Origin of the sequence: Bacteroides celer (assembly GCF_002632415.2) — a bacterium.
In the GTDB taxonomy this organism is placed as follows: domain Bacteria; phylum Bacteroidota; class Bacteroidia; order Bacteroidales; family Bacteroidaceae; genus Bacteroides.
On record NZ_CP178209.1, the window covers coordinates 5,490,929 to 5,513,919 of the forward strand.

A 22,991-nucleotide genomic window follows, 5' to 3' on the forward strand; every position below is an offset into this window, starting at 1 on the left:
AATAGGTGATATCGCCTATGCCTTCATGTTTTCCAAGCGGCATGCCCGTATTATCCTACTGCCATCTCTTTCGTTCCACTCCAGTGAACGGTTCCTTTCACTCCAGTGAACAGGCCTGTGCACTCTAGTGAACAGATCGTGCCACTCCAGTGGAACGATATAGATGCTTTATCAATAACAAGGCAAGAACGAATGGAAAACAGGAGGATATCAGGTTGTTTGAACGGAGAATGCTCTTCATCTGTTTTCAATGTAAGCGTTTACAGTCCCCATCATCCGTGCAATTTCGATGAGAAGTGCATGAGAAATGCACGATAGAACTATGAGAAGTGTATGAGAAATCACTGAAAAATGCATGAGAGAAAGCCCTTTTTCCGTTAAAATATCTATAAAAAGTATGAGAGATGCCTGTTTTAAAAACATCTCTCATACTATATACATTTGATTACAAGCCAATTATCGAGATTTTATGAGAAATGAGAAATAAAAAAATAAAATCTCTTTCAGAGAGCAAATAACGATAGAATTGTGGAATGCTATGCATTGGCTGCTTTCTTCTGCTTGTTCTTAGGGGTGCGTGGCTGGTCTTTATCAGCTCCGGTGTCATTTTGCTGCTTCATCCATTTTTGCAGTTCCATCGTCAGTTCGGCTTTCTTCTTACTATATTTCTTCACATCCGCCAGATTATTCATCTCGAACGGATCTTTCTTGATGTCATATAGCTCGAATTCGGGACGATTCTTGTAACGGTTCAATATTTTATGTGCCCGATCCGAATCCTGTGCTTTCCAGGAGAGATACCATTCTGCCTTTTCAATATGTTTTTCCACGTATGTTTCTTCCGGAGTCAGGTTCCAGATCAAACGATAGTGTCCGTCTGAAATGGAGCGAATCGGATAGGCCGGACCTTCGGGAACATTGTTGTGAACATGATAAGCATACTTATGATGTGTCTTTGTTTTTCCCTGGAATACGCCCAGCAGACTCTTTCCGTCTATCACGTCAGGAATTTCTCCGCCTGCAACGTCAATGAACGTAGGAAGAAGATCTTCATATTGCACGATGGCAGAAGTTTCCACACCCGGTTTAATGACACCTGGCCAGGAAGCAACCATCGCCGACTTGACACCTGCACTCCAATTCGTCCATTTAGCTCCGGCAAATTGCGTACCTTGTTCGGAGATGAAAATAACGAGCGTGTTCTGCAACAAATTCTTATCTTTCAGAATCTGCATGGCGTCGCCCACCTGCTGGTCGAGCAGACCGACTTCTGCCAAATATCTGGCATAGTATTCACGCGTTACTTCCGTATCGACAAATTGAGGCGGCAACTGAAGTTTCTTCCGGTCGAAGACGGAAGCGTCACCACCCGTCCAGGGAGCATGCGAGTTGATAGAAGCCAATACCAGGCAGAAAGGTTGGGAAGAATCGCGTTCCATAAACTTCTCAATACCTTTGGTATGATAATCTGTATTTGTGCTTGTACATCCTTTGGGGAATCCCGGTACATCTTCGAACGGGAAGTTAGCCAAAGGTTTGATATGCCATTTTCCGGCTAATCCAACCCGGTAGCCCAGATTTCCCAGGTAAGTGGGAAGAGATTTTACATCGGCATTGACCGAACTATGGTTTGCATAACCACCATGATGCATCGGATACATCCCCGTATAAACACAATGACGGGTAGGCGTACTCATCGAAACGGAGTTATACGCATTGTTGAATTTTATCCCCTGCTCCGCCAGTGCGTCTATATGAGGAGTCTTGTTGTTTACAGCCCCGAAACAACCTATATCATAATAGGAGCAGTCGTCGGCTATGATTAATAGAATATTAGGCTTCGAAGGAGTTTGGGCAAACCCGTTTCCTATCGCCAATCCGCCTAGGAGGCACATACTAATCATTGATTTTTCCATCTTGTATTATTTTCAATTTATTGGGTCAACATCATTAACGTACTACTTTCCATTCTTTGGGAGCTTTGAATCCGTCACGGCCTTTGCCATAGGGTACTTCCGGCAGACAAGGAGTAATGGTGTCGTATTTCACTGCAACCTGATACAATGCTTTCACAATCTTCTCGTTTCCTATGCTGGCATTTTTCTTTTCGTAAGGATCTGTTTTATACTCAACCAGAAAATCCTGTTTCAAATCAAGTCCCGGTTTCATGCCTTTTCTTATCAGTTTATAGTCTTTATTGACTACGGCTCCGTGTCCCAGATAAAAATCGCGGTCGATGCAGCTCTTCTTACCATTCAATACAGGGAGTATGCTGATACCGTCATATTCACGTTTCGGACGACTGTGATCTCCTACCAGTTCTTTCAATGTAGGAACAAGGTCAACAAAACCTGTCACTTGTGAGCTCAAGTTCTTATATTGTTTCTCCGCTTTCTTCCAACAGAGAACAGCCGGTGCGTGTACACCTCCGTCCCACTCGTCGAATTTATGTCCGCGCAATGGTCCTGATGAGGATCCCGGAACACCGGCAGAACCGTTATCGCTAAAGAAGATAAAGAAAGTGTTGTCCATTATTCCTTTCTTCTTCAAGGCATCTACAATAGCTCCGATTCCTCTGTCCATACAGGAAACCATTGCACTGTAAGTCACTTTTTTCTGTTCTTTCGGTGTCAGGCTGTCGAAGTTATCACAATAAAGTTTAATATCTTTTTCCTGTGCTTGCAGCGGAGTGTGAGGTGCATTATAAGCTACATACAGCATAAACGGACCTTCTTTCTCGTAAGCATCGATACAGCGGATGGCTTCTTTGGTAATCAGTTCGGTAGAATATCCCTTGTCATGGCAAGTTTCCCAATCATTGTGCCAGTCTAATTCACCCTCACGCGTGAGGTCGAAATAATCTATTGCACCGTTCAGGTGGCCGTAGAAATGTGAAAAGCCCCTATTCATCGGATAATGCACTTTCTTCGTATGTCCCAGATGCCATTTACCGATAATGGCTCTGTTCTTATATCCGTTGCGTGCCAGCATATCGGCCATCGTTTCTTCATTCTCGTCCAGACCGTCTTCACGCCAAGGCGGAATAACAGCCGAACGGACACCAAAACGGTTCGGGTAACGTCCCGTCATCAGTCCCGCACGGGTAGGTGTACTGATAGGAGAGGTATAAAAACGTTCGAGCTCCACTCCTTCTCCAACCAGAGCATCCAGACAGGGAGTTTTGATTTCACTTCCATGAAATCCGACATCTCCCCAACCCAAATCGTCGGCCAATACAATCACAATATTAGGACGCTCTGTCTGTGCATGAAGAAATGCCGGAAGCAGAGTACATCCACAAAGCAAACCAAAAAATTCTTTTTTCATGATATACGATTTATAAATAACATTCTGTGTTTTATTCGTTTGATGTGTGACGGCTTATTTTTTCTTTCCCGGCATGTGTTCGAAGGCACGCATCTCGGTAGCTTGCCCTTCGTCTCCACAATCCTTCATCCAACGTTTCAATTCTTTATCCAATCGGCTGATGGTAGCGGTTTGTGTCGCATCTTCCGCCAGGTTTTTCATGCAATACGGGTCATTCTTCACATCGTACAGTTCGATAGCAGGACGATGCTGGTATTTAGTCGTCATTGCTTTTGCATGAGCATCTGTCTCCGCCAGGCTCTCCCACTCTTTAAACAAAGGAGAATTGGTTTCAACATTCTTGAAAGTAGCTTCCGGAGTGAGATTGACAATATATCTGTATCGGCCATCGTATACCGAACGGATTCCGTAATAAGGCGATCCGGCATTGATACCTCTCGTGGTCTGAAGGGAGAAAGAATATTTTTTGTGCTCTTTCTTTTTACCTGTCAACACCGGTTTGAAGCTTTCTCCATCCACTTTCGCCTGTGGCTTTCCTCCTGCTATGTCGACAAAAGTAGGAACAATATCGACGTATTCTACCAATGCATCACTCACACTTCCCGGCTTAATCACTCCCGGCCAGCGAACGATACAGGCAGAATGTACTCCTGCATCATAACAAGTCCATTTGGCAAAAGGCAGGCTGTTGCCTTGCTCGCTCAAATATACGACAACAGATTTATCTGTCATCTTTTCTTTATCCAGGATAGAAAGGACGTTGCCAAACTCCTGGTCCATGAAATTGATTTCTGCCAGATAATGAGTCAACAATTCGCGTGTCTGGGGAATGTCCACATACATAGGGGGCAAGGTTAGCTTATCTGCATTAAATTGCGAAGCGTCTCCCTTATTCCAGGGGGTATGCGGCTGATTGGAAGCGACAAACAGACAGAAGGGTTCTCCGTTTGCTTTGCAGTCGGAGATAAATTTCTGAATTGCTTCAAAGTTCAATTCCCCTCCTTTCAGAGGAGGTACATAAAGGTCGAAAGGAAATACTGATTTCGGAGCGATATGCGATTTTCCAATCAATGCAACTTTATAGCCCAGTGGTTGCAGATGATGCACGACACTCAATGTTCCTTTATCGGCACAAGTATGATTGGGGTAAGCGCCGCTACGTACTGGCCACAGACCGGTATATAAATTATGACGGGTAGGTGACGACATCGGAACAGCCTGATAAGCTTGCGTGAAACGTACTCCCTGTGTAGCGAAACGGTCGATATTCGGAGTTTTCGAATCAACGCTTCCATAACAACCCAGGTCATAATGAGAACAGTCGTCGGCTATGAACAACAGAAAATTCGGTTTTTCCGTTTGCTGCGCAAAAGACAGGCTGGTAGCACCCAATGCAACGGATGCACTCAATAGTAATTTATTCATTTCGTGTTCCTCCCTTATTTATTTCTTCGGATGTTTAGGCAATACAAAGTTAGCATTCGCCCATTTCTCCCATTCGGTAACCAGTTTCGTCAGTACTTCGGGGTGTTGTTCTGCCAGATTGTTACGTTCGGTGCGGTCTTTAACCACATCATACAGTTCCCATTCTTTTCCTTTTTCGTCGCGGATCGCTTTCCAGTTACCCCAACGGATTGCTCTGTTGTTTTGATGTTCCCAGTACATATATTCGTGTAAAGAGTCTGTTTTCTTATGAATAGCGGGGAGAAGGCTGCTGCCTACCAATGGATGTATTTTGTTTCCACCGTGATAAGTTTCCGGGTAAGCAGCTCCTGTTGCTTCCAGAATAGTCGGCATAATGTCCGGCAGATAACCGGGAACACGGCACCATTCCCCTTTTTTATTATTCAGATTGTTTTTCCACGACACGATAAGAGGGGTAGAAATGCCTCCTTCATAAGAACGGCATTTGTATTTGCGGAACGGAGTATTGGAAACCTGCGCCCATGCTCTTCCGTAAGAAGGCATCCCACTGTGAGACGGATCGTTGATCTCCGACACCTTGCCGCCTCCCAATTCTGCATAAGGTTCGGCACAAGCACCATTGTCGGACAGGAACATGACAAGCGTATTGTCCAGTTTATGATTCTTCTTCAGGTAATCCAGCAATTTTCCTACATTATAATCTACACAATGCACCTGTGCTGCATAAACTGCCATCCGGTAGGCTACTTCATCTTTTTCTTTCTCCGTCAGTTCGTCCCAATTCCGGTTTTCCCATTCGGCGAATTCTGTGTTCGAGTCGATAATTCCCAACTTAGCCATTCGTTTCCGTCTTGCTTCGCGAATCTCATTCCATCCTTTCTCACGATAGATTTTGGTGAATTTCTGAATGTCTTCCTCTTTTGCCTGCAAGGGCCAGTGAGGAGCGTTAAATGCCAGGTAAAGGAAGAAAGGTTTGTCGTCTTTTTGTTCGTCAACGAAGCGGATTGCATAATCGGTAAATGCGTCTGTTGTATAATAAGGTGCTTCCGGTTCCGGAAGTTTGGTGTTATCCAGCGTCAACCCGCGTCCTCCTGATGGACGAAGGTAGCTGCAAGCTCCTGCCAGAATGCCGTAGAAACGTTCAAATCCCCGTTGCAAGGGCCATTTTTCTTCTCCATGCATTCCCAGATGCCATTTACCTGCCATATAAGTATGGTAGCCTCCTTCTTTCAATACCTCGGCTATTGTGACACAGTTCCGGTTGAGGAATCCTTTATATCCCGGCACTCCCCAGTCGTTCGGGCTCTTTTGATTCTCTTGCTTAAACGGATCTTCGGACATTTGCCCGATACCTGCCTGATGCTGATACAGTCCTGTCATTAAACTGGCTCGGGCGGGGCAAGAACGTGAAGTGTTGTAGAATTGGGTGAAGCGTACTCCTTTGGATGCCAATGCATCAATATTAGGGGTCAGTATTTCTCCACCGTAGCAGCCGATATCGGAATAACCCATATCATCTACCATAATCAGTACGACGTTCGGCTTTTCCTGTGCCGAACAAAACGATGCCATCAGTAAGGGGGCAGTCATTAAGAAATTCTTCTTTACCATAGTATTATCAATTATCTGGAAAACAAAAGTAGAGAAGTTTATGCAAAAGGAAGGAAAAATGCTAATCAATAAAGAACAAAATCAGGTATATCCACAAAAAAAACACATAATTACTCGATCAGCATTTATTTTAACAATGAACAGTTTTTGTCCTTTATTGAACAAATAGTTTCCTGTTCTAAATTTCAATCTCGTTACCTTTGTATCAAATCAATACGTTGAAGATATCACTCAGAAACGCAAAACTAAAAAGTAACAAAATGAGAAAGACACAGCTTGTTTTGGTCGGTTTACTACTATCCTTTACAGTAAATGCGACCAATGATATTCCCCGTCCGGAATATCCACGTCCGCAGTTCGAAAGAGCCGAATGGATTAATTTAAACGGAACATGGACCTATGAATTCGATTTGTCGAATTCTGGAAAGAACCGACAATTAACTACCGCAAAGCAGTTAAGCAACACAATCACCGTCCCCTTCTGTCCCGAAAGTAAACTATCAGGAGTAAATCACACGGATTTCATCGAACAAATGTGGTATCAACGTTCTATTTCCATACCTGAAAATTGGAAAAATAAGAAAATCATGTTGAACTTTGGTGCAGTAGATTATCACGCAGAAATATACATCGACGGAAACTATCTCGGCAATCATGACGGGGGCAGTTCTTCTTTCTCGCTGGACATCACTCCGGCTGTAGAACCGGGAAATACGCATAGCTTGGTCGTTTTTGTTGCTGACAAGACCCGTTCAGGGCTTCAAGCAGTGGGCAAACAATCTACCCAGTATAATTCATACGGTTGCTTTTATACCCGTGTCACCGGAATCTGGCAGACGGTATGGCTAGAAGCCGTTTCTCCGTATGGTTTGAGATCTGCCCGGACGAATCCGGATATCGATCAACAACAATTAATCGTCACACCGGAATTTTATCGTTCTTCGAACGATGAGACACTGGAAATTACTTTATATGACAACAGTCGTCAGGTAAGTCGCAAAGTGGTGAAATGTAATAACGGTTCCAGCGTTGTTCTCCCGGTTAAGGACATGAAACTCTGGAGTCCGGAAAACCCTTACCTATACGACATAACCTACCGTATAAAAAATGCCAATGGGGAGGTTATCGATGAGGTAAAATCATACGTGGGAATGCGCGTGGGAATGCGCAAAGTACACACTTCCAACGGACAGATTTATCTGAATAACGAACCTTACTTCCAACGGCTTGTGCTAAACCAAGGATACTACCCGGACGGTATCTGGACCGCTCCCACTGATGAAGCACTAAAGAATGATATTCTGCTTAGCAAAGAGGCCGGATTCAACGGCGCCCGTCTTCATCAAAAAGTATTTGAAGAAAGGTTCCATTACTGGGCCGACAAACTGGGATTTATTACTTGGGGAGAATCTGCCAACTGGGGAATGGATTATAAAGAAGAAGAGGCAGCCCGCTATTTCCTGACGGAATGGTCGGAGATACTTATGCGGGACTATAATCATCCATCCATCATCGCATGGGTTCCCTTCAATCAGCCGCTCGAAAATCCTTATACTCTTATATCCGGCAAGATGCCGCGTTTAATCATTGATACATACCGCCTGACGAAAGCTATTGACCCCACACGATTAGTCAACGGCATTGCCGGCGATACCCATTTCCTGACGGATATCTGGGGAATCCGTAATTATGAGTCCGATACTGCGCGTTTCGCACGCTACTTAAAACCTAATGAAAAACAAGCATTCTACAATCATCAACCGTTCTTCATCGGAGAGTTTGGCGGAATGCTTTGGACCGGGGAACATAAAGACAAGGCTTCATGGGGATATGGCAAAACGATTACAAGTGAAGAAGGTTTCTACGAACGATTGGAGGGATTTATGGATGCGATAGCAAATGCTAAAGAGGTGACCGGATTCTGCTATACTCAACTGACAGATATTGAGCAGGAAAAGAATGGTATCTACTACTATGATCGTCGTCCCAAGCTGGAAATGAAACGAATTAAAACTATTTTCGAAAAGATCCCAAGTAACAGATCTTTGAAAATTAAAGAATAAGCTATCATGATAAAAAAGCGAATCTTAGTGATATCCGTATTGTGTACTCTCCTGACCGCGTATGTGTCAGGAGAAGTACCTCCCGCCAAGGTTGTATTCCAACAATACATGAACCAGGCACAAACATTCGCCAACAACTTTCCACGGGAGAAAGCGTATTTACATTTTGATAATACGAGTTATTATGTCGGTGACACAATTTGGTTCAAAGCTTATGTCACCCTTGCCGAAAAACAGACTTTCAGTCTAATCAGCCGCCCTCTGTATGTGGAGTTAGTAGACCAGACAGGGCATATAGCAGATAAACAAATTATCAAGCTGACGCAGGGAGAAGGGAACGGACAATTCATTCTTCCTCATTCAATGCTATCCGGTTACTATGAGGTACGCGCTTATACGCGCTGGATGCTTGCTTTTAATGAACCACAATATTTTTCGCGCACTTTTCCTATTTATCAGCTTTCCAATAGCGATAAACTGGAACGTAGTATCACGACTTACGAATTAAGTTCGTCGATGGAGAACCGCCCGTCTGAAACGGAGGAGAAGTTAAATGTGCGTTTTTTCCCCGAAGGAGGACAATTAGTAGAGGGGGTGACTTCGCAGGTCGCTTTCAAGGCGGAGAGTAAGAATGGAGGGAATATTGAATTATCGGGGACGATCTATACCAAAGAAGGAACAGAGATCACCTCTTTCGAGACTTTGCACGATGGAATGGGACATTTTGAATATACCCCTTCCGATCAACCCGCAATTGCTAAAGTCAGTTTTCAAGGAAAGAAATATGAATTCACACTTCCACAGGCATTGCCTAACGGGTATGTTTTGAGTACTGTCAGTAATGCCGGTGCTCTTTTGGTGAGAGTATCCTGTAATGCCGCCACTCCTCAAGACACATTGGCTGTATTTATCAGTCATCAAGGGCGTCCATCTATCCACCAGCTGATTAGTTGCCGGGCGGATGCTCCGCAGGAGTTTATTCTGCCCACCCGTAAACTACCGGCAGGTGTACTGCAGGTCAGCCTCATCAACCGGGCAGGTAATACATTGTGCGAACGTTTTGTCTTTGCCAATCCGCGTGCTCCCCTGCAAATATCAACGGAAGGACTGAAAGAGGTGTACGCCCCCTACGCTCCCATTCGTTGCGAATTGCAAGTAAAGAATGCTAAGGGAGAACCTGTATCCGGAGAATTGTCGGTCAGTATTCGAGACGGTGTCCGGTCGGATTATCTGGAGTATGACAACAATATTTTCACGGATCTGCTGTTAACCTCCGATTTGAAAGGATATATCCATCAACCCGGTTATTACTTCGCATCCCCGTCTCCGCGAAAGCAAACCGAACTGGATGTTTTATTGATGGTGCACGGATGGCGTAAATACGACATGAGCCAGGCCATCTCTACCGCTCCTTTCACTCCGCTTCAATTGCCGGAAGCGCAATTGGTACTGAACGGGCAAGTGAAATCAACCATTCTCAAGAATAAGTTGAAAGATATTGCACTTAGCGTGATAGTGAAGAAGGACGATCAATTCATAACCGGAGGAACCGTGACCGATGAAAACGGCCGTTTCACCATTCCGGTGGAAGATTTTGAAGGAACAACAGAAGCGGTGATCCAAACCCGGAAAGTCGGTAAAGAACGTAATAAGGATGCTTCTATCCTGATCGACCGTAATTTCTCCCCCGCTCCGCGGGCTTACGGCTATAAGGAGCTTCATCCAGAATGGAAAGACCTGGCCTACTGGCAACAGAAAGCCGAGAGTTTTGATTCTCTATACATGGATTCTATCCGGAAGGTAGAAGGACTTTATGTATTGGATGAGGTGGAAATAAAAAGTAAACGCCGGCAAGGAAGCAACATGGCTACCAAGATCAGCGAGAAGAGTATTGATGCTTATTACGATGTACGCCGTTCGGTGGATGTATTACGCGATAATGGAAAGATTGTCACCACCATTCCCGAATTAATGGAAAAGTTGAGTCCGCAATTTTATTGGGATCGCACCAATGACAAGCATACGTATCGTCAGAAACCGATCTGCTATATTATGGATAATCACATTTTGTCTGAAACAGAAACTCAAATGATGCTGACCGAGGTGGACGGATTGGCTTCTATCATCATTAGCAAAGGCACCGGAGGTATTGATGACGACATTATCCAAAATACAAAGATGTCCGAGGTGACCGATAGCACGGGAGTCGACATAAGCAAACTGGACAGATATAGTGTTTTCTACCTGATTCCCCTGCCCAGACGCGATGTGTTGAATAAGAGCCAAAGTGCTGTATTAGGTACCCGGCAAACTGTTATTCAGGGATATACCCGTCCATTGGAATATTATTCTCCTGCCTACCCTACCAAGGAGCTATACATGGATAAAGTAGATAAAAGACGGACGTTATACTGGAATCCATCCGTACAAGCTGATGGAAATGGGAAAGCGGTGATTGAATGTTATAATAACCAATATTCCACTCCGTTGATTATTCAAGCGGAAACGCTGGGTAAAGATGGACAGATAGGAAGTATGAGGTATTCTACCATTGGGAAAATAGAGCAATAGTCCATCTGTTTCTTACTGAATTAGTTATTTAATTCCCCTATAAAATGAATGGGGATGAAGTTATTCCCGATTCGGAATCCTTCATCCCCATTATTCATTTAATGATTATAAATGCTTGTACTCAAACAATAGCTATTAGTTCTTTTTCTGTTTTTTCTGTCCCGGGTAAGGTTCTACCATGCAGCGTTTCGCCCATGCTTCGTATGCCTTAGCCATTTCCGCTACTTTTTCAGGATATTGGGCAGCCAAGTTATGCTTCTCGCTGCGATCTTTATTCAGGTTATATAATTCCCATTGTTCACGATCTTTCGGACGAACCAGTTTCCAGCCATCGTTAGAAAGGAAAGCGCGTTCGTTGAAGTGTTCGAAACCAAGATAATCATGCCCTTCACGATGTCCGTTTTTGAAGATAGGAAGCAGGCTCTTTCCTTCCATCGGGATGATATCATTTCCTTTGTATTTAGTAGGATAAGTAGCTCCCGCCATATCGATACAGGTTGCCATAATATCCATCACATGTCCGATTTCAGGAGTCATTCCTCCCACATTCTTTTTGATTCCTTTCGGCCAGTGCGCAATCATCGGAGTACAGATACCTCCTTCATAGGCTTTCGCTTTCCAGAAACGGAACGGAGTATTGGCTACATTTGACCAGCGAGCTCCCAATGAAGCATAAGTCGTCTCCGGGCCAGGCAATACCTTTTTATTACGTGGGTATATAATCTTCTCTCCCTTACGAGTCATATCCGGACGGTCATTTTCTCCTCCACTCATATTCTGACATTCTTCATTACTGCAACCATTGTCAGACAGGAAAAGGATCAATGTATTGTCCAACTGGCCGGTCTTTTCAAGCGCATCGATAACCTGACCGATTCCCTGGTCCATACGATCAATCATAGCAGCATGAACAGCCATAGCACGGGCATCCCATTCGGCATTCGGATTATCTTCCCATTTGTCGTTAAACTGACGCTCGGACAGGAAATCATCCATTCCCGGGAAAATACCTAACTGCTTCTGACGTTCGTAACGGGCATTACGGATGGCTTCCCAACCTACTTTATAGGTATCCTTATATTTTTCAATATCTTCCGGAAGTGCGTGAAGTGGCCAGTGAGGTGAAGTGTAGGCAAGATACATGAAGAACGGTTTGTCATCTTTCGCATACTCTTTCACTTCTTTTACGGCACGGTCTGAAAGAGCCTGTGTGATATAATACCCTTCCGGTACTTCTTTCACAGGCACTTCGCCCTCTACCAGACTGAACGGGTCGAAATAGTCCACCACTCCATAAATTGTTCCGTAATGAGAGTCAAAGCCACGGTTTACGGGATAATGACATAAATCAGAGAATGTCTCATGAACGACGTGATGGGCCAGCCATTCACGCTGATCGTCACGCAACGGTGTTTCGGCAATGTGCCATTTTCCAACCATACTGGTGGTATAGCCCGATTCTTTCAATACTTCGGCAATAGTAACGGCATTACGTGAAAGTGTACCGCGATATCCCGGCAAATGCCCGTCAAAGGTCATACGGCCGATACCTGCCTGATGCTGATAAAGACCTGTCAATAAAGAGGCACGTGTAGGACAACTACGACTGGCATTATAGAAATGGTTGAAACGTACGCCCTCTTTTGCCAGTCTGTCCAGATTAGGGGTGTGGATTTCACTACCATAGCATCCCAAATCGGAATAACCAAGGTCGTCTGCCAGAATCACCAGGATATTAGGCTTCTTATCAGATTTCTTGCCCTTTGCTTCTGCCGCAGAATGACCGGCAACCATCAGGGCTGTTGGTAATAGAAATAATTTTGAATTCATAAGTTTAATGTCTATTTTTAATTTGTTTTTCATTGTATCACTCTTTTCCTTTGTCTTTGTTCGCATCGAACCACTTACAAACTTTTTCACCCAACTTAGCGACTACTTCCGGGTGTGACTTCGCTATATCATTCTTTTCGAATTTGTCTTTCTCTATATCGTATAGCTGCGCATCACTTCCATCGCTATTTATCAGCAGTTTCCAGTTGCCACTGCGGATAGCTAGATGAGGACTTCTGTCATGTGGGTTTCCCGGTTTTTTAAAGAATTCATTTCTGCCAAAATCCCACATCAAATCCGTTTTACGTTTAGCTTTCGACTTACCTAAAAGAACTTTATCATAATTTTGTCCGTCTCCCTGATAACCTTTCTCTGTTCCAATTCCGGCTATCGCACATAAAGACGGATATAAATCGACTGCACACAGCACGCTTTCGTTATTCACTTGTCCTGCCTTTATCTTCTTGGGATATTTAATCAGGAACGGCATACGGATACCACCCTCGTAAAGACTGTTCTTTGTTCCTCTCATATATGCAGCACGAGCGGATTGGAAGCTAGGAGCCGGTCCATTGTCACTGGTGAAAATCACGATTGTATTTTCTGATAATCCCAGTTCTTCCAGTGCTTTGATAAAACGTCCGATCTGTTTATCCATTTCAGCAAGAACAGGAATGAAGGCTTCTTCCGTATTCCAGCTTTTGTTTTCCTTTTGCTTAAATTCCGGTACCCAAGGAGTATGCATATCATCCGGCCACAGATTCAGGAAGAAGGGTTGGTCTTTATGACGTTTGACAAAGTCAATGCTCTTATTTACGAAGTATTCGGTACGTCTCCAGCGTTTCACGCTGTCTTTAGCCGACCAGATCCAATTGGTAGCAGTGATTGCCGGGTCCGGTTCCGGGCTTTCATACGTCGATATATATTCGTCGAAACCATAATTCTTAATAGAAGGAGCGTTATGTACGTCGCGTCCGCCTCCCATGTGCCATTTACCTATATGCCCGGTAGCATAACCTGCACTTTGAAAAGCACGTGCCATGGAAGGATTCTCGTCACTCAAAAAGTTACGCTGTTCACACTTCTTATTGCTAGCTTTATTATTTAAAAAGGTATTAATTCCTACTTCAATAGGAAATTTGCCTGTCGTTAATCCGCAACGTGAAGGTGAGCTGACTGGTGCGGATGAATAATACTGATTGAATAACAATCCATCCTGCGCTATCTTATCAATATTCGGAGTAGGAACAAACTTACCTCCATAACAACCGATATCTCCGATTCCCATATCATCTACGTAGATGATGACAACATTCGGTTTTGTTTCTGCCTGCATACTGGCCACAGGTAGCAAAGCTCCGAGCCAAGGCAAATGTTTCTTGATGTTCATAATTATTCTGATTTAATTAACTGTATTTTTTGTCGGTTTTTGTGTGACTGACCTACAGAGCAAAAGTAGGGAAGTTTTTTAAGAGAGAGGGAAAAATACAAATCAATAAAGGAAAAAAACAGGTAAACAAAGGTGGGAGCAGCTAATCATAATCTATTATAAGCGAATAGGGAAGATATAATTTCCTATATCTTCCCTATTACTATTTATTTATAGGATTACCATTCAATCTGCTGATCTTCATCCGGAATCTGGGTATTGATATTCCGCTGAAGCGTCATGCTTCCTTCCACTCTATATTTGATGGGAATCACTTCCGTTGCACTTCCACCATAGGTAAAATCCTGGAAATCATATTCAAACATGATTTGAACATAACGACGTTCCAGATAAGGACGTGTAGCATCCATAATCGATGTACTACTATAGATAGGTGTTCCTATCAGTTTGAATTCCATTTCGTTACTTGGATCGTCCGGTTCCATATCCAATGTTCCATCTTCTCTGAAGTGTACATTGATTTTATACTTCTTACGTATGTCTTTATCCATATCCTCATTAATCAGACCGGCATAAAAGAATACGGAATTGTTATCTATCACATATCCTGTACGCTTGTTCGTCGTTCTTGCATTCGTATCAGGCTTACCATTTATATAAGTGTACACTTTCATGGAAGAAGCCGTGTACGAACCGGAATAATCATTAAAAGGTACTACCTTCAACAAAGCTTTTGCATAGTTCTTACGTGGATGACTTTGATAATCATAGGCTCCATCATCAACAATGGTTAACGGTAAAACCCATTTCTCCAACATATCAATGCCTTGTAGATTAAAATCAATATTTAATTGTTCTACGCACGAACCGGCAGGAATATGTACCGTTTCGGGAAATTCATATTTATCTTCCTCCATTTCCGTATACCACAATTCCGGACGATAAAGACTAAAGCGCTCGATATTCAACGTTTTCAATGTGTCCATATCCACTGCTATATGTATATCTCTGTCTTGTCCATTTACTGTAGAGCCACTGACAATGACAGGCAACTGATAGGTCACTTTTCCATTATCCTTATATCTGACGTAGATGGTAGTAACACCATCGCCTCCTGAAGCGATAGGCGCTTTGAAAGATACGTATTGTTCATACTGCTCATCTTCCCACTCATTATTGCAAGCGGTTCCCAAGACGATGACAGCCAATAAACTTAAATAAATATATATATTCTTCATATCATATTCTTATTAGGAGATTAATCATTGTATGTCCATCCCGGATTCTGCGTCAACCGTTTATTACGTTTTAGCTCATCGTGGCTGATAGGCCAGAAATAGAGCTTACGCGAGAAGGCAGTAGGTAAGTCCGCAATTTCAATCGGAGTATAGAATTGCTCTCTCTGCTCCTCTGTATCCGACATATAGAAATTACATCCGTAATTCTTCTTAGATTCTTCCACTTCTGCATCTTTCCATCTACGCAAATCGAAATAACGTTGCCCTTCGGCCATGAGTTCAATCTGACGTTCACGTTTCAGCTTCTTGCGGAATACTTCCCGGTCTTGATACTCCGGTGTTGTATAATCAGGAACACCTGCACGGCGACGTACTTGTCTGATCCCTTTTTTCATTTCATCAATGTCACGTCTGACGGAATAACTGGTAGATCCGTCCCATGATGGAATGTCGTATGAGGATCCATCTTCCAGTTCATTCAAGGCTTCGGCATAGATTAGCAGGATTTCAGCAAAACGAATGGCAGGTTCTGCTTTCGCTTTTACCTCTTTACGGTTGGTATCGTCCGGATGTACGTACTTTATGATACCGATGCCGGATCGCAGATAAATACCTGTACCGGAGAAACCGTCAGTATTGATACCATAATAATAGTTGACTTGTTTCTCTACGTCATTCTTATAGTCTGTCGTCTCTGCATTTTTCAGTAAAGCCCACACACAACCATTGAAAGAAACAGAAGCATAGAAGCGCGGTTCTCTATTCGCATATTCCTTATATACACCTTCTTTTAGTTGAGGATATGTACCTGCTTCAACCTCCTTTTTGGTAACAAAACGCGTGCCGGAAGGATACTCTTCTTTAAAATGTTCTCTGCTGAATTCGTCTCCGTTTACCATATAATAAGCATCACACATCTTTTGTGTCATACCATAAGCATTACTTCCTCCACCTAAAGTCTTCGGCATCTGGAGTTTCACCATTTCAGCAATACTGTTTGCTCCCTGGTTACGTCCACGACTGAAAATCAACTCCGGATTCTGATACATCGCTAACGAACCGTTGAAAACTGCCCGGTAAGATTCGTAAGGGTCTATATCACTATATCCACCTTCGTTCCATGTCTTTGTCGAGAAGTCGCCATCCTGATAAGGGGCAATAGTAGCAGGATATCCGGGTTCAGCAATATTAGTAGCCTTTTTGTGATAGAGTTCATAACGGCGACCGTTATTTTCTCCGGGGAGTTCCATTACATCTCTTGCCGCAGCCGCTGCCCTAGCCCACTTATATTCATTGTATTCCTGAGACATCAGGCAATTTCCTTCGTAGTCTACCAAATCCGAGAACTTATCCGGATCTCCCGGACGGGGATTATTGATAGGGCTCGCTGAATACAACAATGCTCTGGCACGAGCCGCCAATGCTGCTCCCCGAGTAGGACGCGCTACCTGATTGATGGGCCGCGTCAGAGGAAGGTCTTTAGCTGCCAGGCGCATCTCCGATTCGATGTATTCCACACATTCATCATACGAATTACGTTGAATTTCCAAATCATCATAATCAGCAGTGTAATCAAGTCCTTCATCAGGCAACAAGGGTACAGGACCGTATTTACGAAGCAACAGCCAGTAATAGTAAGCGCGAACGAAACGTGCCTGTGCTTTCATATCAGCTCTCTCTTCTTCCGTATACTTCGTATTCATATCAATATTTTGAATGAAGATAGATGCTTGACGAATTCCTTTATAACTATCATTCCACGAATGTCGGTAACTCTCATCATAAGTACCTGTTTTGAATGTCTTATACGCATCAAGACTGTTACCACCGAAGTAGATATCATCGGCAAAATTAGTGATTGTATTAAGCATGTTGGATACTTCCAGATTGTATCCACCTAAAAAGGAATAGGCATGCGCTAACCATTCTTCCGTGTTTTCCTTGTCAGTGAAAACATCCTCCAAAGAACGACGGTCTTTAAAATATTTGTCTGAGTCGAGGTTATCCGAACAAGCGACGGCAATCACACTCAATATAATACCAATATACAGTTTATATATCTTTCTCATTTTTCATGCATTTAATTAGATATTCACAGTTAATCCCAAAGTAAATGTCTTAGCAAGCGGATATTTCTCTCCGTTAGAGACTCCCATTTCCGGATCCCATTCTTTAAATTTAGCAAACGTCAAGATATTGGTACCTATGAAAAATACACGTATCTTGTTAAACCGCATCTTGTTCACAATCGATTTCGGTAATGTATAACCTACTTCCAATGTTTTCAAGCGTAAATAAGAGCCATCTCTGAGCCAATAGGTAGAAGCTCTATAATTGTTATCGTTTCCTCCATAACTAAGCCTGGGATATGAAGCATTGGGATTCTCATTGGCCGGAATACCCAATGTGGCAGCTGTCTCCGCATCGACATAGCGGTCTTTCACTAAGTTCGTCAGGATATTTCCCCACTGGCTATTTTTAAAGGCATATACAGTAGAACCATTAATGAAGAACGAAGACTTACCTGCCCCTTGAAAGTGTGCATTAAAATCGAACCCTTTCCACTGTGCAGAGACACCAAAACCATATATCAGATTAGGCTTCGTTGTCGCACCGATTGCCACCTCATCACTGGCATTAATAATTCCGTCTCCATTGACATCTTTATATTTGATGTCACCCGGTTGTACCTTTCCCCAGTTAGTTTGCTGCGGACTATTGCGTATATCATCATAATCCTTAAATAATCCCAAAGCGATCAACCCTTTCGCCTGATTAACTCTGTAGCCAGCCTCATTCTGATAAGGATAAACTGCGTTCATTTCATCTTTCTCCAGAATCTCATTTTTGCTGTAAGTAAAATTACCACGAACAGTCAGATTGACTTTTCCTATTTTTTGCTTATAAGCAAAGTTTCCATCGAAACCTTTCGACTGGACACTTCCCACATTCGCTTTCGGATTACTATTCACACCCACAATGCCAGGTAGATATTTACGTTCCATATAGATTCCATCACGCTGTTCATGGAAGTAATCTACAGTAGCCGTAAACTTATCATTGAATAAGGATAAGTCCACACCCGCATCGTGTTTGGTTGCAATTTCCCAAGTGACATTGTTAGAGGCGAGCTGCGTATACTGCATTCCCGTATACACATTGTCCGGCGAACCGTAATCACTCCAAGTCCAACCATTTCCATCATCCTTGATAGTGTACAAATAGGGGAAACGTACGTCCATTTTATCATTACCAACCTTACCATAAGAGTAACGTAATTTGAACATATTCATCCATTTCAGATATTTTTTAACAAGCTTCTCTTCCGCTATGTTCCAAGCCAAAGAAAAGGCTGGGAAAAAGCCGAAACGATGTCCGTCAGCAAAATTCTCCGAACCATTATAGCCAAAATTGAAATCGGCAAAGTAGCGATAATTCCAGTTATAGCTGGCACGTCCGGCCAATCCCATGTGACGTTTGGCAATACCATTTTTCACATCTGTTCCAATATCAACCGTGGTCCGATAAGCATCCTGACTATATTTCAATGTTCCGCCCACATGATGTGCATGGAATGCACGATTATATTGTAAATAGGCTTCTAAAAATTCACGACGCTCACCGGTAGAGGAACTTGTCTGTTCCATCGGTTGCTCGGCACTTTGTTGCTTGAAAATCAGGTTTCCGTCATCATCGCGTTCTCTTTGAGCACGCCATGTTTCCGGCATTCTTATCCGGTTAATTTCGCTTTGGTTATTCGTATCAAACCCGAAACGGCCTTCAAAACGCAAACCTTTGGTAATAAAATCCAGTTTTTGCTCTAAAGAAATGTTTGTTTGAATCTTATTATTCCAGATTTCTTTATATCCAGTCTGTGTAACAAGTACCCAAGGATTCTTGCGATTATCTTCTACTCCATGTGCAGGAATGTAACCATTAGAATACATGACAGGAATACTAACTGGGTTCTGTCCCATTAATGAAGTCCATACATTAGAACCTTGTCCCGGTGCATTGCGTTTCTTTAAAGAACCGGATACACCTACTTTTACAAGAGTAGTCTTTGTTACATCAATATCTGTATTCAAACGGTAATTCCAACGTTGACTACTAGGATTAGTATTGTAGTCCTTACGCATGGATTCATCCGTTTTGTACATCCCTTCCTCATTAATATAGCTAAGAGATACAAAGTAACGTGCAGTACTTCCACCACCACTCATATTCAGATTGGCACGATAGGTCATGGCTCCATCTTTTAACAATACATCCATCCAATCTACATTCGGATATAAATCCGGATCAAGTCCCAATCGCAGAAGTTCCATTTCGTCATCTTGATAGATTCTCTCTTGATTACGAGTAATTCGTGCCTCATTCATCAACATGGCATAACTATAGCCATCTGCAAATTCCGGTGTAATAGTACGCGCATTATAAGAGGTCTCCACTTTGGCATTAATCGTAATCTTACCTTCCTTACCATGTTTAGTGGTGATTAATACTACACCATTTGCACCACGAGGACCATAAATTGCCGTCGTAGAAGCATCTTTCAATACTGTAAAAGATTCGATATCTTCAATATTGATTTCATCCAAATCGCGTTCAAAGCCATCAACCAGTACTAATGCAGAGCTATTGGCACCAAAAGTGGAGATACCTCGAATCCAGAATTCAGAAGTATTCACGCCCGGTTGTCCGGAAGTTTGCATGGCAAGGACACCTGACACATTTCCGGCCAGCGCGTTAGAAAGATTTGCCGAAGGATTTGATTTCAAGACCTCTACATCTACATTCGTCACCGCACCAGTCACAGTCAATTTCTTCTGTGCACCTGTTCCCGTGATTACGACTTCGTCAATTTCTCTGGCATCCGATTCTTTCATCGATACATTGACCAGATTCTGGCGTTTCACCAATATCTCTTGCGCATCGAAACCAATGTACGAAAATACCAAACGAGAAAATTCTTCAATATTAATTTTGTAACGCCCGTTGATATCTGTTATCGCTCCTAAGCCTGGCTTATCCTTTACTGTCACATTGACACCAACCAATGGTTCTTTATTCGTGTCCGTTACGACTCCTGTTACCTCAATAGTCTTTTCTTGAGCAAAAAGGGAAACAGAGACTAATAACAGACAAATCGTAATAAATTCTTTTATTCTCATGTGTTCTTCTTTTTATTGATTTTCTTGGTTCTGATTATCATTGGATTCTTCTCCATCTAAATCTTCAGGTGCCTGTTCTTTAGCAATCTTCCGAATCTTATTATTTCCCCAATCACCTACATAGAAAGTCTTTGTTTCCTCATTATAGGCCAAAGCTACCGGTTTGTTAAAACGAGCTCTCTCGCGCACTTCTCCATTTTGCTTGCCCCATTTATAGCTACTCGCGGAAGCGGAACCGCGTCCCGCAAACGTAGAAACCACTCCATCTGGGGTCAACATTCGAATACAATGATTCTCTCTGTCTGCGAAATAAAAGTCATAACAATCATCTTTCTTTTGACGCGCATACTCTTCATTAAACACAAAGACACCTTGCCCTGGTGCATTGATACGTGCATTAATACCTACAAGATCCTTATAATCAGCCTGACCGGATTGTCCGCATACGATATACGGAGTTACCAATTTTTTAGTTTCTTCATCATAATTGGAGCGAAGTATATAATGTGACTCATGCATGATAATATAAATATATTTACCAGTCGGATGAGGAACCATACTAAAGTCGACCGTCTGATTAGGTACACTAAATGCCAGAAGATCATTCAACCCTTCTCCACCGGGAACTTTTGGATTGTTATTATAACCGTTCTCTTCAAAATTATATCTGTATACATTGCCTGTAGCACGGTGATTGAAGTAGAGCTCTCCCGTTTGTGGAAGAACCATAGATCCATTACAAGCATTACCACGTGCCAAGGCTATCCAGCTGGACTCTTTGAAATCCTGTCTATCTGCACTACTGCCACGTTTTAAAATAATATTGTTTCTATTCTCAGGACCACCATTCTGAGGAGCGGCCAATATCATATCACCATCATTAGTCCATGTAATAGTAGTTGCACGGTTAATATTATCCAGTTTCTTGGTATAGATCATTTCCTGTTCCAGATCCAGTACCCTCAAAAGCCCATTATTTTGAGACAAATATAGGATGTTAGAATGTTGGGGATCAAAAGAGAACCAGAAAGGGTAATCTATCTTTCCGCAATCGTCGAACGGGCCAACGTCTACAATATCTCCCTGCCCTAATTCATCTACATCACCACATAAGTCTGTTACTACCGTTTGTGGATCATACTTATATTTTTCTGACGCTATCACAGTTTGCTCACCGACTTTTACTTCAATAGTTCCTTCGAAACAGCTTTCCGGTGTAGAACAGTAGATAGTGCTGCCTTTAGCACTGACAACAATAGCTTCTTTCCCACCCACCTTAACAGAAATAATAGAACGATCTATTCCAAAGTTACTGCCATAGATAATCATCTTCTTCTTTCCACCTCCCGACTTGGGTGTGAAATCCGTTACCTCTACTGGTTGATTCGGGTCATAAGGCGCTGATGTCTCATCTTTACTATCTTTACAGCTGCTAAAACAGACTGCAAAGAAGAATGCCAACATCATGCACTGTAGCCCTATGCTCCCATGTTTCATAGTTTTACATTTCATAATACACTAGATTTAAATTATTGATTATTCTGAACTTTATCCATTAATACCTTCATCCAGTATCCTCCGATTACCGAACGCGCTCTAAAGCCTACCCATCTGCCTCTGTCAGTATGATGCCAGTCACTGATAGGTACACGAGATACTGTTTCATTGATATATTTATAGACAGGATCAGAGAGTTTCTGGAAGGTCTCCTTATCTGAGGACATAGCTGCTGTCCACATAATCCAATCGGATTTTGTGTATTCTTTGCGGGAATCCAAAGGAAGTCCATAAGGATTCTGTTTTGTCAAGTAATAATTAATTTCTTTCCCGATTACATTGTTAGGGAATAATTTCAGATCCCACAACTTATCCCAAACCATATTGTATTTTTGGTTCCAAGTGTTTTTACGGTCAAAAGCCAAACGGTAATGGTCGCCTTCATTTGCCATTTCCTCCCACTTTGTTGCCATTTGCTTGGCTGTAGCTGCATATTTATCTGCGACATCATTCAAACCGAGCATACGAGCCATTTCGCTGTATCCGGCTACGCCCATGATAGCTTTCACTGAAAGATTGGCATTATGAGCCCAATGTCCGGCGAAGTCATCTGTGCAAAGTTGATTCTCTGGGTCCTGTCCAAACTAAGACTTTTTAGTTATTTTGCTTATTATCAGATGTGTATAGCTAACATGTCTTGTTTTTGTGTTGTAATTAGTTGGTTTTTCAAGTGTTTTTGTAGTCTATAAAAATGATTTATTTCTTGTATTTGAGGTATCCCAGATTGTTTCAACGAATTCTAATTCTAGAATAAAATATCAACAATTCATGTATGATAAAAAATGATATACCCCCAAATGTAGTT

General features: G+C 42.6%; 12 protein-coding genes and 1 pseudogene. 2 read left to right on the plus strand and 11 right to left on the minus strand.

Features of this window, described 5'->3' with window-relative positions; all coding sequences use genetic code 11:
• Positions 1-536 precede the first annotated feature (536 nt).
• Genes CJF29_RS21985 through CJF29_RS22000 form a run of 4 tightly spaced genes read right to left on the minus strand, consistent with a single transcriptional unit; the run spans position 537 to position 6,363 of the window.
• On the minus strand, positions 537-1,916 hold the full coding sequence (locus CJF29_RS21985; protein ID WP_099146446.1) for a sulfatase: 1,380 nt from the start codon (positions 1,914-1,916) through the stop codon (positions 537-539).
• 34 nt (positions 1,917-1,950) lie between these two features.
• Positions 1,951-3,327 carry an arylsulfatase B gene (locus CJF29_RS21990; RefSeq protein WP_008998091.1) on the minus strand — a complete coding sequence of 459 codons (1,377 nt, stop codon included), beginning with the start codon at positions 3,325-3,327 and terminating at the stop codon, positions 1,951-1,953.
• A 54-nt stretch (positions 3,328-3,381) separates the two neighbouring features.
• Positions 3,382-4,752, minus strand: a complete 1,371-nt coding sequence (locus CJF29_RS21995; protein WP_008998092.1) for a sulfatase — start codon at positions 4,750-4,752, stop codon at positions 3,382-3,384.
• A gap of 18 nt (positions 4,753-4,770) precedes the next feature.
• A complete protein-coding gene (locus CJF29_RS22000; protein WP_176553125.1) occupies positions 4,771-6,363 on the minus strand; it encodes an arylsulfatase in 1,593 nt (530 codons plus the stop codon).
• A 260-nt stretch (positions 6,364-6,623) separates the two neighbouring features.
• Between CJF29_RS22000 and CJF29_RS22005 the strand changes: the two genes are divergently transcribed.
• Together CJF29_RS22005 and CJF29_RS22010 are read left to right on the plus strand one after the other, a co-directional pair.
• Positions 6,624-8,426: a glycoside hydrolase family 2 protein gene (locus CJF29_RS22005; RefSeq protein WP_099146444.1), complete on the plus strand. Its 1,803-nt coding sequence runs from the start codon at positions 6,624-6,626 to the stop codon at positions 8,424-8,426.
• Positions 8,427-8,432: 6 nt separating this feature from the next.
• Positions 8,433-10,997, plus strand: coding sequence for a hypothetical protein (locus CJF29_RS22010; RefSeq protein ID WP_413544512.1), 2,565 nt, complete (start codon positions 8,433-8,435; stop codon positions 10,995-10,997).
• Between the two features lie 135 nt (positions 10,998-11,132).
• Here the strand turns inward: CJF29_RS22010 and CJF29_RS22015 are convergent, their stop codons facing one another.
• From CJF29_RS22015 to CJF29_RS22045, 7 genes and pseudogenes are all read right to left on the minus strand, one after another.
• A complete protein-coding gene (locus CJF29_RS22015; protein ID WP_099146451.1) occupies positions 11,133-12,827 on the minus strand; it encodes a sulfatase-like hydrolase/transferase in 1,695 nt (564 codons plus the stop codon).
• A gap of 37 nt (positions 12,828-12,864) precedes the next feature.
• The gene (locus tag CJF29_RS22020; protein WP_074558412.1) at positions 12,865-14,217 is read right to left on the minus strand and encodes a sulfatase; all 1,353 of its coding nucleotides are present in this window, start codon (positions 14,215-14,217) and stop codon (positions 12,865-12,867) included.
• A gap of 218 nt (positions 14,218-14,435) precedes the next feature.
• Positions 14,436-15,455, minus strand: a complete 1,020-nt coding sequence (locus CJF29_RS22025; protein ID WP_099146443.1) for a DUF4973 domain-containing protein — start codon at positions 15,453-15,455, stop codon at positions 14,436-14,438.
• A gap of 20 nt (positions 15,456-15,475) precedes the next feature.
• Positions 15,476-17,524, minus strand: a complete 2,049-nt coding sequence (locus tag CJF29_RS22030; RefSeq protein WP_099146442.1) for a RagB/SusD family nutrient uptake outer membrane protein — start codon at positions 17,522-17,524, stop codon at positions 15,476-15,478.
• A 15-nt stretch (positions 17,525-17,539) separates the two neighbouring features.
• Positions 17,540-20,629 (minus strand): SusC/RagA family TonB-linked outer membrane protein, encoded by a 3,090-nt coding sequence (locus CJF29_RS22035; RefSeq protein WP_099146441.1) that lies wholly within the window; start codon positions 20,627-20,629, stop codon positions 17,540-17,542.
• A gap of 12 nt (positions 20,630-20,641) precedes the next feature.
• Positions 20,642-22,141, minus strand: coding sequence for an IPT/TIG domain-containing protein (locus tag CJF29_RS22040; RefSeq protein WP_099146440.1), 1,500 nt, complete (start codon positions 22,139-22,141; stop codon positions 20,642-20,644).
• A 17-nt stretch (positions 22,142-22,158) separates the two neighbouring features.
• Positions 22,159-22,770, minus strand: a pseudogene (locus CJF29_RS22045) (glutaminase domain-containing protein); the annotation flags it as partial.
• Positions 22,771-22,991 lie beyond the last annotated feature (221 nt).